We start from the raw sequence: 12,187 nt of genomic DNA on the forward strand, positions 1-12,187 counted from the left end.
CGCTCATCCTTGGCGGATCCCACTCGACAACGGGGGACTGATCGTCCGTGGACTACGCGGCAGAGATCGAGCAGATCGCGGCGGAGGCGCATCGTCGTTCGGCCATGCTGATGGACGAGATCGATGAGATCAACAGGCAGACCACGCTCCGTGCCGAACAGTTCGCTGTCGAGGCCGGCCAGCGCCTGCGCGAGCTGGTGCAGCAGGAAAAGGCAGAAGACGAAGCGGGAACTGTTGAGCCGCAACCGGATCAGGGTAGGGAAGATCCTGCACATGAGGTCGCACCCGTGACGGCGATGCAGGCACCGCCGTCCGGGCCCGTAGCCTTCATGCCGGATCCGAATATGACTCCTGAGCAACAGCGGCAGGCCGAGATCAGGGCGGCCGTCGCCCGGGCGAGGGCGGCGCGGGAGGCCAGGTCGTCGGTGGCACCATCGGACGGAGACTACGACTCCGAATCCGAGTACTACCGCCGGTCGACCTGGCTGGACTGATTGCCCGACTCGGAAAGTACTCGACTGTCAGGTTGGCGTGGCATCACGCTGTCGTTCGGGTATCGCGGCGGCGTACTTGGACAACGGCTGGGATTGTGTCGCGGCCCGATCCGGGATTCCAGACATTGCGTGCGAGGTCCGCAATCGTCGGCTGGCCGCCGTCGCTTGAACGGATCTTGACCAACCCGAAGACAAGGTCGCCGAGGCTCGCATGAATCCATGCCGGTAGCAGTACTGCGTTGACCACGATGACGGCTATGACCGGCAGCGCCAATGCCGCCGCCACGATAACGCCTGAGTCTTCGCGAAGAGCGATCAGCGCCAGGACTGAGCCGAGAAAGGTAGCCAACGACAGGCAGAAGTCCACCGAGCCGGCGACGAAAGCGCGCATCGAGCGAGGCGAGGGGTACCTCGGATCCTCAGGCGCGCCATGGTATCTCGCGATGTGCGGCGGCATGACGATCCCGGTGACGTGTTTGCTCGCACCAGTGTCCATCGAGCCATTGTGGCATGTGCGGTTCCCAGCTGGGTGACGGTCGATCGCCGCGCGCCATGGCTGCGGTGTTCTGTGGGAGCTGTGCAGGCTGCGAGAATCTCGCGAGGTTGCCGATGATAGCGTGATCGCGCCTGCCGTACGTCGGCGTCGAGTTCTAGGGTATGAGGGGGAATTCCATGGTGGAGAACAGACTTGACGAGTCGATCGTCAATGCACGGCGATTCGCCGAACAGCTCGAGAGCACAGCGAAGAAATACGATGCGCTGCAACGTTCCATGGCCGAACTTTCTGTCACCGCGAGATCGAACGACGACAGTGTTGCAGTGACGGTCGACAGCAACGGTGTCCCCACTGCGATCGACTTGGCGGCAACCACGCGGGGGAAGGACCCGGCAGTGGTGTCGGCGGCGATCATGGCGTGTCTGCAGAGTGCTCAGGCGAAGCTGCGCGACCAGGTGACGCATCTGGTGCACGATGTGGTCGGGAACGATGCGCCGGCGGTGGACATGGTCAGTCGGTTCGCGCAGCGATTCCCCGACCCCGATCCTGGCGATAGCTCAGCGGCACATCACCTCCCATTTCCGGATCCGCACACGCCGTCCGGTATTTCTCGGCCGTCGGCTGCGGAACCTGCCTATGCCCCACCTCCCGTGGCGGATTCCGCGCAACCGTGGAGTCGTCGGCCGAATCGTGAACAAGTGGTCACCCCGGATGAACCCGACGAGGACGAGCAGTACTACAGCCGGAAGTCGTGGTTGATCTGATCATGGGTAGCCCTGCTGATTTTTCGATTGATCCCGATGAGGTCCGCGCTCACGCGGCCAAGATGACCAACCTGATGTCGAAGATGACCGAGGCGCTGCAAGCTGCGACCTATCTCGGCTCGGCGGATGATGGATTCGGCGCGATCCCGCGACCTTTCATCGGAATGATATTCGACGACAATCAGGACACGACGATCGCTGCGATCCGGAAATTGGCGGAATCGGTTTCAGTCCTTCCCGGCAAACTTCAAACTGTGGCATCGACTGTCGAAGATGTGGACGGAAAGTTCAACAAGAGTTTGGCCGATCTCACGGCTGAGATCGGCAATACGAATGGTGGTCAGTGACGATGTCTGGTTTCGACGACCCGAAGGCGCCTGGCAATGCGATGCTTGCCGATGGGGTGGATTCTAACCAGGCGTACTATCAAGAGAATGTTTCGCTCCTTTCGAACGTCGGCCTCAATGGTGATCAGAAAACGGGCACTCCGGGAGTCTTGAAGGGCACCATCGCGGGCGACGCTTGGGATGTCTACGGAAACTTCGCATCGGGCCAAGCCGATGCGGCCATGCTGGGAATGCTCGGGCTGGCGGGTAGCGTCGCGGAGATCGCCTATAAGGTGATGGATCCATTCGCGTTCATCGGGAGTCAGGTTGCGAAGTGGATACTCGACCATGTCGAGTTCATGCGAAAAGGGCTGGATGAACTGGCCGGCAATCCGGACATAGTAGAGGCGTACGGAAAGTCCTGGGCGAAGATTTCCACCGAGTTGACCGCCGTCAGTGCTGATTGGAAATCCAGTGTAGAGCGGGATATCGAGGATTGGCAGGGTGCGTCCGGTCAGCAGTACCGTGTCAGCGCATCGAGCCTCATCGATCAGATCGATGCCGCCAGCGGCATGGCGGCATCGATGGGCAAAGCCATGGAGTCGGCATCGAAGGCTGTCGATGTTGTACGGACTCTGGTCCGCGACTTGCTCGCCAATCTGGTAGGAGCGGCGATCGGCTGGACGATCGAACTGATCGCAACGAGCGGCGCCGCCGCCGCGCATGTCATCCCTGCCGCGCTGCGTCGTATCGCGCGGGACAGCCTGTCCTATGCGGATATGCTCAGCGACTTGAAGAAGATCTTTCTCGACTACAAGACTCTGATGGAGCCGATCGGCAAGGTCGGTGCGATCCTGACCGGTGGTTCTGGCTTCAACGAAGAACAACCACAGCCCGCGTAGCGTTCGCCCTCGCTGCACGGCACCGTTCTCGGCGCCGTGCAGCAGAACTCAGAGTGGGCCTGCTTCGGCCAATTCAGCGCCGGAGTCGCCTGCACTCGGTGGCTGGCCGGCGTCGGGGACGGACGACCAGTGTTCGGTGTCGGGCTCGGGTTGCGGCGTCGGTGTCGGGGCGGCGTTGTAGGTGCCCGGGTTTTGTTCAGCCGCCTGGCCGTTGGCGTTGAGCGGCGCAGTGGGATTCGGTGTTGCGCTGGCCGGTTCCCCCTCTGAGGGTGTCGCTGGCTCTCCGGTGGCGGTCGCATCAGTCGAGGCATTGTCGGTGACTACCGGGATGCCGTTCTCGTTCAGCGTCAGGCCGTATTCGTGGGCTGTGCCCGTGGAATCCGTCGTGGTGAGCTTGAGCTGACCATCTTCGCCGGTTGCCAAGCTGAGCGTGGTTCCGGCGATATTGAATTCGGTGGAGCCGGTTCCGTTGAACAGACTGCTCAACTGCTCGATGCCGCTGGTGATCGACGTTCCCAGCGAACTGAGTCCGGTGCCGATCGATTCGGCGATGGACTCGGCCGAGGATGATGATCCCGACGTCAGGCTCGACAGTTCGCTGACTACCGAGCTCAAGGTCGACAGCCCGCTCGAGACCGTGGACAGCAGGCTGCTCAGATCCGTGGAGGAGTCGTCATTGTCGTCATCGTCATCATCATCGGTGGCTGTCGGGTTGGCGGTTCCCGCGGTGGGTGTTTTCGTGTCGTCGGTGGTAGTGCCGGGGGTGTCCCCGGTATCCGTTGTGGTACCCGCGGGGTTGGTCGCGGGCGATGTAGCCGGTGTGGTGGGATTTGGTTGATCGGTGGTGGGCTGCGATTCGGGAGCCGGGGGCGTGGACAGGTGTTCGACATTGTTCAGGGCATCGGTGACGACCTTCAGATACGCCTTGACTGCCGCGTCTGTTTCTGTGCACAGATTCGTATAGGCTCTGAAGTATCCCTCGGCGCTCTCACGAAAGTGCTGGCGCCACTGTCGGCAGAGCGCTTGGGCTTGATCGTCAAAATATGAGGGGTCCATCCCGGCCTGGTAGTCCGTGAGAACACCTTTGGTTCTCACGACCCCGAACACGCCATTGTCCGCGAGGATCTCGATGCGGTGGCGAGCCTGATCGCCGATGCCACGTCGGGCCGCGAAGTTGATTATGAGAGAAACGTCGTCATTGCCGCTTGCCGCATCGTCATCATCGCGGAGATTGATGCCACGACCGCCGCTGTCTCCATTTGTCATGCTGACACCGTTGATCTTGGTGACGCCAGACAGCTTTCCGAAGGCATTTGCCTTTCGCTGGAGGCAACTCTTGATTCCGTCGACGGCCCCGTTGAGCACTCCGGGCAACTGGCCGATCTCGGTCGATGCCTCGTCGGACCAAGTGTTGAGATTGCTCAGCTTGGTTTTCGCCGCGGTGCCGCTGGCGCCTTGCCACGCACCTTCGAGAGCGCGGACAACCTGCTCCTGATCGGTCTGCGCAGTCTCGATCTTCGGCATTGCGGCCGACATTCTCTGAGCGGCGCCGACGAGGTTGTTCAGCTTCATGCCACTTTGCTTGAAGTATGCTTTGCCTATCGCTTCTTTGGATTCAAGCGAAATTCCGGTCGGGCAGGAATCACCCGAGAATTCATATCGTGCCTGTACGAGGTGGAACCAAAACAGGATATCCACATCGTACTGGGTCGAGTAAGCGAGCGTGGGACTTACTCCACTGCCGCCCAACATCAGGATCTGGCTTGCATCGTAGCCGGGGTTGTATGCACCGGAGTCGGCGGAAATCGACTCGTTTATCTTGACATCACCCGCGTCATGATTGCCGTAGCCTGCCCATACGGCAGACTTGTCCCGCCCGGCGCCGTTGACGGTAACCCAGGATCCCGCGTTGCCGTCGCCCAGGCCGAGGTCGGAATTATCTGCCATGACCTATTTCCCCCCTACGGTCAGATCGCCCTTGCCGTCGACCGACACCTTGCTGATGGCACTGGAGAACTCGGTGTCCGTGTACTGCAAGTTGTTGGCGCTGTTGGTCAGCGCATCGCCGAACGCGGTGCAGGCACCCGACCAGTTCTTCACCGCGGTTACCGTGTGCTCGAAGCCCGTGACGATCGCCGCCGCCTCGGCAGCGTATTCGGTTCCCAAGTCGTTCTTGTCGAACATGTTTCCCCAGGCGCCGGCGACGGACGACAGCTCCTGTGCCGTGCTCTGCAGCTTTCCACCCTGCGCGCGCACAGTACTCGAATCGATATTCAGCAAGTCACTCATCGGAGACCCCCTTCACTGCGACCTACACCAGCCATGAATCGCGACCGAACCCTTGGGATCGAGCCTCATCGACATCGGTCCAGTCCGTCGGCTGCACATACACTTCCCGCTCGCGGGCCGGTGCTGCTGCCTGCTGTGTCCGCATTCGGTATTCGTACATCAGCCGGTCCCGTTCCTCACGCGCCTCGCGCGCTGCCTGTTCCTCTGGTGTCTCGGGTCCGAACCCCATCGCCGCGACGCGCTCACCGATCTGCTGGATCGCCTCGTCGGCTTCGCGCTGAACCTGTTCGATTCGGTCTTCGACCTGCCGTGCGGCAGCGATGTGTTCGTTGGTGATGCTGTCGATTCTGGCGAGCCAGTTCATCGTCAAGCACCTCCCCATGGTGTCGGCACGGCCTGTTCCTCTTGTTCGTGTAGCCGGGTGAGGGCTCGTTCGATCCAGTTCGTGAAGAGCGTGGTCAGGTCGTTGGCGCCTGCCGGACTCATCCGCACGTGTTCGCGGTTGCGTTGCATGAGATAGCGTCCGTCGTCGGTGAAGTCGAACCAGCGCGCGCTGGACCAGGGCTCCGGGCGATCGGTGATCGGGCCGGTCCGCAACTGTGCCCAGGCGGTACCTTCGCGGGGCCGGTGGACGAACTTGTCGAACCGTTGCCCCGGTGTGACGGACCAATTGTTCGAGTTTGTGTTCTTCGGTTCCAGGTCATCGAGGTGGAACGTTTCGGTGGCGCTTCGTCCGGCCACATACTCGGGCACGATCCATGAGAGTCGGCCAGGTAGTTGCTCCGGTCGTAGCAGTCGGCAGCGAATCCGCTCTTCCACTCCCTCCCGCGTCGCCGTTTGCGTCAGCATCACCGCGTGGTGCGGCGTCCGAGCACCGATGACGCGGTACTCCTTCGTGACCCCTTTGCCGAGGGCACTCGACTCACCGAGGATCTCTATCCGCAGCTGTGAGGTGGTGAGGGTATGGAAGGCGAGCTCGATCAGCTCGTGTTCGTCCGCGTCGTATCTGCCACGGACCGCCGAGCGATGCTGATTCACCTCCGCTACCGAGGCCAACCGGCTGGTGTATCCCAGCGGAAAGGGGAACCGGTCGCGACCAGGGCTGTACCAGAGCGACGCGAAATCGTCCGGCTCCCAGAGCCATTCCGTCATTCGTCCGCGCCGATCACGCCACCGGGCAGTGCTTTGGGAGCTTCACCCAGGAGTTCCTCGGTGTTCGTCATGTTCCTCAACCACTCCGGAATCTCATGGGTGGATTCGTCGTCTTTTCCGCCGCCACGCGCACCCGGGGCGCCCATGCCACCCATGCCGGCCATGCCACGGCCGCCGTTGGCGGCGGCACCACCGAGGCCTGCGGCCGCGACACCAGCCGCGATGGGGGTACCAGGCATGGCTTTCCCCGGAGCGGGAGTGGACGGTGATCCGCTACCCGGTGACCCGCCGCCTCCGGGTGATCCGCCGCCGGGTGATCCTGAACCAGGTGAACCCGTTCCTGCTGGATTGGTTCCGGCCGGATTGGTCGACGGGGATTCGGGTGTAGCCGAACTGGGCTGTGTCGCATCCTCGGTGTCGGGGTTGCCGTTGCTCGAATCGTCGGTCGAGGTGTCCTCGGTCTCGTCGTCGGTGGTAGTCGTTGGATCTGCGGTGGTCGCCGGTTGATCGGTGGTCGGGGTGGTGGGAGATGGTGTGGCTGTGGTCGGTGTGGTCGGAGTTCCGCCGCCGCCGGTTCCATTGCCCGGATCGCTACTCGGGTCGTAGGAGTACAGCGGGTTGATGGGGCTTACCGGGGTGGGGAATACCGGGATCTTGCCGTCTGTTTCCTTGAATTTATTGATGTAATGGGTCGTCATAGCCTCGCGGGCGTTGGCTTTCTCCTGATCGATTTGATCTTTCGACCGCGGACCATCGGTTACCCAGTCGGCGATCTTTCCAGGCAGATCCCAAGTGCTGCGTCCATTTTGTGGTTCGTGAACGTTCTGTTTGGTCATGACGACGCCATTTGCGGCCCTCGTCACCTCAGAGGAGAGGGCAGACAACGCAGGCGATAATTCCAGCGCGCGGGTGGTGTAGTTCGTGATCGCTGTCCGTGAGGCTTCGGCAGCGTTGCCCTCCCACGCTGCGGAACTGGAATGTTTGATGCGGGCGGCGAAATACTCGACAGCGTTGTTCCAGCCGATCGACAGTTCGTTGTATTCCTGGGCGGACTCTTGCGCGGTGGTCGGGTCGAGCGGGTTGAACGAGCGGAAGATATCCCAATGCTCGAACTGGTCGGCGTGTTCGCGCAGCGCGTCGGTGATCTTGGTCGGCTCGGTCGTGTGTGTCATGACTGCCCTACCGCGATAGAGGTTGTGCCGGGTTCGATCTTGCCGGGCGGGTTCGTACTGATCGGGCTGGCGGGCAGGTTCGCCATCATGCGGTCGTATTCCGCCGCAAAGGTGGCATCAGTTTCGCGGTATTTCTGGGCTATCGTGCGATGCAGGATCTGGATGTCGTCGACGATTTTGTAGTGTTGGTCGAGGATGTCGAATACGTTGTTGTCGGAGTCCTTGGCGGGGTCGACGATCATAGCCTTACCTCGGAACCGGCCGACCAAGACTTGCGCCGAGTTCAGGCGATCGGTCTTTTCGCCCAGTCCCCAATTCTCGCGTTCGGATATCTGCTGTGCTGCGGCTTGTAAATCTTGGATTTTGGCCTTGAATGCTTCACAATCGCGTTCGATGTAGGCGAACTCATCGGCGTTCACCACTATGTTGTCGCTGAAACCGACCGTCAGATTCCCGTTCTTGGCCTGTTCGATCAGGCTTGCCAGTGGTGTCGAGTCAGTCATGATTTCGCTCCCTCCCCAAAACGTGATGCATTCCTGTGCTCATCGTTAGCTGCCAGCTGCAATTGTTGGTGCCAGCATATCGGCTAATGATGTTGCGATGTCACAAGCGTTCCGGTCCTTCGACTTTCGGCGCGATGGAGGGTTCGTTATGCCGATTTCCATCCCGCCGCCCTTCATTTCGACGTTGATCGTGCAATTCTCCGCCGGATTACGTGCGGGCTGCCAGTAGGTGATCGCCGCGCGCCCCGCGATCGTCGACTGCTCCCCGAGGGTCCACTGAGAACTCGGACTCTCGCGGATGCTCTGCACGGTGATGGTGGTCACCGTGATGCCAGCTGCGAATCCGTCACTTTGAGTCCACCTGCAGCCCAGCCACTTCCGGGAACTTCCGGGGGTGTTCCAGTTATTGTCCTCACTCCCCTTCTTCAGCTGTTCTGCATCGATCACCGACTGCGGCAGGTTGCACCCATCAAACCCGGTGGGCAACGGCACGTCGGTCGACGTCGGAGCTGGCGTGGCCTCATCACTCGCCTTCTCCGCCCCGCAGCCCCCCACCAGCAGCACCCCGGCGACGGCCAGCCCCGTGACCATCATTGATCCACGACTCATGTTCACAGGTCCCTCCAACCGACACCGGTTCCCCGCGGGACTCCCCGCCCGATGGGCCACGACATTACCGGACCGTCCCAGCAGCAGGGAGGCTGCTCATTCAACGTCGAATCAGAACCGTTCACATAGTGATTGGACGCAGCACCAGCCCCGTCGGTTCCCGGTTCTGAGCATCCGGGCTGTCGATCGGGTCAGCCCCTGATCAGTTTGGCGACCGTGCCGATGGACAGCTTGGGGGTTTCCTCTTCGACCGGGGCGTGCGGGTCGACCACCGTGGTGTGGGGGATGGCCGCTTCGGGGTCGGCGAAGGGGGCGTAGGTCTTGTCGGCGAGGAGGGTGTTGAGGAGGTAGCCGGTGAGGAGGGCTCGGGTGGTTTTCTCGGTTTTGTGTTCGTAGCGGCCTGCGCCGAGGGCGGCGAAGAGGCGGCGGCCTTCGACTATGCCGTTGTGGGAGGCGCCGTCGATGGTGCGCAGGATCGAGGGGCCGGACCAGGCGGTGGCGAGGGCGCGGGCGTTGGAGCTGACGGAGTCGAGGTCGAGGGCGCCTGCCAGGATCAGGCCGGGCGTGTCGAGTTCGGGGGCGATGTTCTCCGCGGTGGGGGAGGTGGGGGCGGGGAACAGGGCGGCGACGGCGGCGACGCGGCGCTGAGCTGCGGCGATGACGGCGGCGCCGGCGCCCATGCCGTGGCCTGCCAGGGCGAGGCGGTCGGGGTGCACGCTGATGGTGCCGTCGCCGAGACGGACCTTGCTCACGATGTCGAGCGTGGTGAGCAGGTCGGTGCCCAGGTCAAGATGTGACGGGATCGGGCCGCGTTCGGTGTCGGGCGCGGCGACGACGAAGCCCCACGACGCGACGTGCTCGAGCAGGCTCTTGTAGTTCTCTGCGCTGGTCAGCCAGCCGTGCGCGAACGCGACGGCGGGCAGGTTCAGCCCGGACTCGGGCGTGTAGACCACACCAGGCTGGCCCGCGATGCCCAGATTTCCGCGCAACACCCGGTGGGGGCCGCGCGCGGACAGGGTGCTCAGGAGCGATTTCACGGAGACCGACACGGCGAGAAGGTTAGCCGATCAGTAGGGTGGGGGACCATGTGCGGAATCGTGGGCTACGTCGGTTACCGGGACGCGCTCGGCGTTGTCGTCGACGCGTTGCGACGCATGGAGTATCGCGGATACGACTCGGCGGGGGTCGCGATCCTCGACGGAAATGGGTCGATCGCGGTCGAACGCAAGGCGGGCAAGCTGGCCAATCTGGAAGCCGAGCTGGACGCCGCTGGTGCGGCGCGGTTCGCGGGCACCAGCGGCATGGGCCACACCCGGTGGGCAACCCATGGCGCTCCGACCGATCGCAACGCGCACCCGCATCGCGATGTGTCCGGCAAGCTGGCCGTCGTCCACAACGGGATCATCGAGAACTTCGCGCCGCTGCGCCGCGAGCTCGAGAACGCCGGGGTCGAGCTGCTCAGTGACACCGACACCGAGGTCGCGGTGCATCTGGTCGCGCGCGCGTATGCGGAAGGCCCCACCGCGGGTGACTTCACCGCGAGCGCGCTGGCCGTGCTGCAGCGTCTCGAGGGTGCGTTCACGCTGGTCTTCACCCATGCCGATCATCCCGGCACGATCGTCGCGGCCCGGCAGTCGACGCCGCTGGTCGTCGGCGTCGGGCAGGGCGAGATGTTCATCGCCTCCGATGTCACCGCGTTCATCGAGCACACCCGCGAGGCGGTCGAGCTCGGGCAGAACCAGGCCGTGGTGATCACCGCCGACAGCTACACCGTCACCGACTTCGCCGGGAACACCGAGGGCGTGGTCACCCGGCCGTTCACTATCGACTGGGATCTCGCCGCCGCCGAGAAGGGCGGCCACGACTACTTCATGCTCAAGGAGATCGAGGAGCAGCCGACCGCGGTCGCCGACACCCTGATGGGGCATTTCGTCGTCGACGAGAACGGCGGCCGGATCGTTCTGGACGAGCAGCGCCTCGCCGATCAGGAGCTGCGCGAGTTCGACAAGGTGTTCGTCGTCGCGTGTGGCAGCTCGTATCACGCGGGGCTGCTCGCCAAGTACGCCATCGAGCACTGGACCCGGGTGCCGGTGGAGGTCGAGCTCGCCAGCGAGTTCCGCTACCGAGACCCGGTGCTGGACCGGTCGACGCTGGTGGTGGCGATCTCGCAGTCCGGCGAGACCGCCGACACGCTCGAAGCGGTGCGCCACGCCAAGGAGCAGAAGGCGCGCGTACTCGCGATCTGCAACACCAACGGCGCGCAGATTCCGCGCGAGTCGGACGCGGTCATCTACACCAGGACCGGGCCCGAGATCGGTGTCGCCTCGACCAAGGCGTTCCTCGCGCAGGTGGCGGCCAACTATCTGGTCGGCCTGGCGCTGGCGCAGGCACGCGGGGTCAAGTACCCCGACGAGGTGGCCCGTGAGTTCGCCGAGCTCGAGGCCATGCCCAAGCAGATCGCGCGGGTGCTGGAGACCGGTTCGCAGGTGCGGGCCATCGCGCGCGAGCTGGCCCATGTGCCGACCGTGCTTTTCCTCGGTCGCCACGTCGGCTACCCGGTGGCGCTGGAAGGCGCGCTCAAGCTCAAGGAGCTCGCGTACATGCACGCCGAGGGCTTCGCCGCGGGTGAGCTCAAGCACGGGCCGATCGCGCTGATCGAAGACGGACTGCCGGTGATCGTGGTGATGCCGTCGCCGAAGGGCCGTCCGGTGCTGCACTCGAAGCTGCTGAGCAATATCCGCGAGATCCAGGCGCGTGGCGCGCGGACCATCGTGATCGCCGAAGAGGGCGACGACACGGTGCGCCCGTTCGCCGATGACCTGATCGAGATCCCGGCCGCGCCGACGCTGTACCAGCCGCTGCTGTCGACCATTCCGCTGCAGATCTTCGCCGCCGAGGTGGCGCAGGCTCGCGGCTACGACGTGGACAAGCCGCGCAACCTGGCCAAGTCGGTCACCGTCGAATAGGACGTGAGCGGCCGGCCTTCGGGGCCGGCCGCCGCGATCACTCGACCGTGATGGAGCCGCGCATGTCCGGGTGCAGGCTGCACAGGTAGCGGTAGGTGCCGGGCTGGGTGAAGGTGTAGGACCATTCGCCCTTGTCGATGATGGGGCTGTTGATGCCCATCGCCTTGTCGCCGATGCCCTGGACATTGTGCGGGGCCTTGTCGGAGAACTTCCAGGTGACGGTCTCGCCGACCTTGATGGTGACGTCGGCGGGGGAGTACTTCATGCCGCTGACGTCGATCGTCAGGTCGGTCGGCTTGTGCGCGGTCTGCGTGGTCGTGGTGGTGACCGGGCGCGGCTTGCGGGTGGTGGTGGAGGCGGCGTTCCCGCCGTCGCCGGAACAACCGGCGGACAGCAGGGTGGCGGCCACGGCGAATCCGGCGACAACCCGGGCGGATGCGGCGCGGTGACGAACCATCGACATGGGTGTGGAGCGTAGTCTGCGAACGATCGCGGACCGGCCGTGGCCCGCGCC

At 63.5% G+C, this 12,187-nt stretch carries 15 protein-coding genes; 5 read left to right on the forward strand and 10 right to left on the reverse strand.

Annotated features, from left to right (window positions below; genetic code table 11):
* Positions 1-47: 47 nt before the first annotated feature.
* A complete protein-coding gene (locus ACWF9G_RS01155) occupies positions 48-494 on the forward strand; it encodes a hypothetical protein (RefSeq protein ID WP_452512738.1) in 447 nt (148 codons plus the stop codon).
* Positions 495-537: 43 nt separating this feature from the next.
* Here the strand turns inward: ACWF9G_RS01155 and ACWF9G_RS01160 are convergent, their stop codons facing one another.
* Positions 538-990, reverse strand: a complete 453-nt coding sequence (locus ACWF9G_RS01160) for a hypothetical protein (RefSeq protein WP_452512740.1) — start codon at positions 988-990, stop codon at positions 538-540.
* A 176-nt stretch (positions 991-1,166) separates the two neighbouring features.
* On the opposite strand from ACWF9G_RS01160, the gene ACWF9G_RS01165 reads away from it, so the two are divergent.
* Genes ACWF9G_RS01165 through ACWF9G_RS01175 form a run of 3 tightly spaced genes read left to right on the forward strand, consistent with a single transcriptional unit; the run spans position 1,167 to position 2,982 of the window.
* On the forward strand, positions 1,167-1,754 hold the full coding sequence (locus ACWF9G_RS01165; protein ID WP_452512741.1) for a YbaB/EbfC family nucleoid-associated protein: 588 nt from the start codon (positions 1,167-1,169) through the stop codon (positions 1,752-1,754).
* Positions 1,742-2,101, forward strand: coding sequence for a hypothetical protein (locus ACWF9G_RS01170; protein WP_452512743.1), 360 nt, complete (start codon positions 1,742-1,744; stop codon positions 2,099-2,101). The genes ACWF9G_RS01165 and ACWF9G_RS01170 overlap by 13 nt, the downstream gene beginning before the upstream one ends.
* A 2-nt stretch (positions 2,102-2,103) precedes the next feature.
* A complete protein-coding gene (locus tag ACWF9G_RS01175) occupies positions 2,104-2,982 on the forward strand; it encodes a hypothetical protein (protein ID WP_452512745.1) in 879 nt (292 codons plus the stop codon).
* A 48-nt stretch (positions 2,983-3,030) separates the two neighbouring features.
* Here ACWF9G_RS01175 and ACWF9G_RS01180 read toward each other — a convergent pair whose 3' ends face one another.
* The 8 genes from ACWF9G_RS01180 to ACWF9G_RS01215 form a co-directional block, all read right to left on the reverse strand.
* Entirely contained in the window at positions 3,031-4,929 is a 1,899-nt protein-coding gene (locus ACWF9G_RS01180) for a hypothetical protein (protein ID WP_452512747.1), read from the reverse strand.
* A 3-nt stretch (positions 4,930-4,932) separates the two neighbouring features.
* The gene (locus ACWF9G_RS01185) at positions 4,933-5,271 is read right to left on the reverse strand and encodes a hypothetical protein (RefSeq protein ID WP_452512749.1); all 339 of its coding nucleotides are present in this window, start codon (positions 5,269-5,271) and stop codon (positions 4,933-4,935) included.
* A 22-nt stretch (positions 5,272-5,293) separates the two neighbouring features.
* On the reverse strand, positions 5,294-5,635 hold the full coding sequence (locus ACWF9G_RS01190; protein WP_452512751.1) for a hypothetical protein: 342 nt from the start codon (positions 5,633-5,635) through the stop codon (positions 5,294-5,296).
* 2 nt (positions 5,636-5,637) lie between these two features.
* Positions 5,638-6,423, reverse strand: a complete 786-nt coding sequence (locus ACWF9G_RS01195) for an ESX secretion-associated protein EspG (protein WP_452512753.1) — start codon at positions 6,421-6,423, stop codon at positions 5,638-5,640.
* Positions 6,420-7,595 (reverse strand): WXG100 family type VII secretion target, encoded by a 1,176-nt coding sequence (locus tag ACWF9G_RS01200; RefSeq protein ID WP_452512755.1) that lies wholly within the window; start codon positions 7,593-7,595, stop codon positions 6,420-6,422. Before ACWF9G_RS01200 ends, ACWF9G_RS01195 begins: the two co-directional genes overlap by 4 nt.
* On the reverse strand, positions 7,592-8,098 hold the full coding sequence (locus ACWF9G_RS01205; protein ID WP_452512757.1) for a hypothetical protein: 507 nt from the start codon (positions 8,096-8,098) through the stop codon (positions 7,592-7,594). The genes ACWF9G_RS01200 and ACWF9G_RS01205 overlap by 4 nt, the downstream gene beginning before the upstream one ends.
* Before the next feature lie 45 nt (positions 8,099-8,143).
* Positions 8,144-8,707 (reverse strand): DUF3558 domain-containing protein, encoded by a 564-nt coding sequence (locus tag ACWF9G_RS01210; protein ID WP_452512935.1) that lies wholly within the window; start codon positions 8,705-8,707, stop codon positions 8,144-8,146.
* A 191-nt stretch (positions 8,708-8,898) separates the two neighbouring features.
* Complete coding sequence (locus tag ACWF9G_RS01215) at positions 8,899-9,756, reverse strand: poly(ethylene terephthalate) hydrolase family protein (protein WP_452512759.1); 858 nt, start codon at positions 9,754-9,756, stop codon at positions 8,899-8,901.
* A 36-nt stretch (positions 9,757-9,792) separates the two neighbouring features.
* Here ACWF9G_RS01215 and glmS point away from each other — a divergent pair, with 36 nt between their 5' ends.
* The gene (glmS, locus tag ACWF9G_RS01220; RefSeq protein ID WP_379303570.1) at positions 9,793-11,673 is read left to right on the forward strand and encodes a glutamine--fructose-6-phosphate transaminase (isomerizing); all 1,881 of its coding nucleotides are present in this window, start codon (positions 9,793-9,795) and stop codon (positions 11,671-11,673) included.
* Positions 11,674-11,710: 37 nt separating this feature from the next.
* Here the strand turns inward: glmS and ACWF9G_RS01225 are convergent, their stop codons facing one another.
* A complete protein-coding gene (locus tag ACWF9G_RS01225; protein ID WP_452512761.1) occupies positions 11,711-12,136 on the reverse strand; it encodes a cupredoxin domain-containing protein in 426 nt (141 codons plus the stop codon).
* Positions 12,137-12,187 lie beyond the last annotated feature (51 nt).

This window comes from Nocardia sp. NPDC055029 (assembly GCF_053608525.1).

What these genes read in the sequence shown, in the direction of transcription:
- ACWF9G_RS01160 (WP_452512740.1), bottom strand. Translation starts at nt 990, where the DNA reads ATGGACACTGGTGCGAGCAAACACGTCACCGGGATCGTCATGCCGCCG.
- ACWF9G_RS01165 (WP_452512741.1), top strand. Translation starts at nt 1,167, where the DNA reads ATGGTGGAGAACAGACTTGACGAGTCGATCGTCAATGCACGGCGATTC.
- ACWF9G_RS01175 (WP_452512745.1), top strand. Translation starts at nt 2,104, where the DNA reads ATGTCTGGTTTCGACGACCCGAAGGCGCCTGGCAATGCGATGCTTGCC.
- ACWF9G_RS01180 (WP_452512747.1), bottom strand. Translation starts at nt 4,929, where the DNA reads ATGGCAGATAATTCCGACCTCGGCCTGGGCGACGGCAACGCGGGATCC.
- ACWF9G_RS01185 (WP_452512749.1), bottom strand. Translation starts at nt 5,271, where the DNA reads ATGAGTGACTTGCTGAATATCGATTCGAGTACTGTGCGCGCGCAGGGT.
- ACWF9G_RS01190 (WP_452512751.1), bottom strand. Translation starts at nt 5,635, where the DNA reads ATGAACTGGCTCGCCAGAATCGACAGCATCACCAACGAACACATCGCT.
- ACWF9G_RS01195 (WP_452512753.1), bottom strand. Translation starts at nt 6,423, where the DNA reads ATGACGGAATGGCTCTGGGAGCCGGACGATTTCGCGTCGCTCTGGTAC.
- ACWF9G_RS01200 (WP_452512755.1), bottom strand. Translation starts at nt 7,595, where the DNA reads ATGACACACACGACCGAGCCGACCAAGATCACCGACGCGCTGCGCGAA.
- ACWF9G_RS01205 (WP_452512757.1), bottom strand. Translation starts at nt 8,098, where the DNA reads ATGACTGACTCGACACCACTGGCAAGCCTGATCGAACAGGCCAAGAAC.
- ACWF9G_RS01210 (WP_452512935.1), bottom strand. Translation starts at nt 8,707, where the DNA reads ATGAGTCGTGGATCAATGATGGTCACGGGGCTGGCCGTCGCCGGGGTG.
- glmS (WP_379303570.1), top strand. Translation starts at nt 9,793, where the DNA reads ATGTGCGGAATCGTGGGCTACGTCGGTTACCGGGACGCGCTCGGCGTT.
- ACWF9G_RS01225 (WP_452512761.1), bottom strand. Translation starts at nt 12,136, where the DNA reads ATGTCGATGGTTCGTCACCGCGCCGCATCCGCCCGGGTTGTCGCCGGA.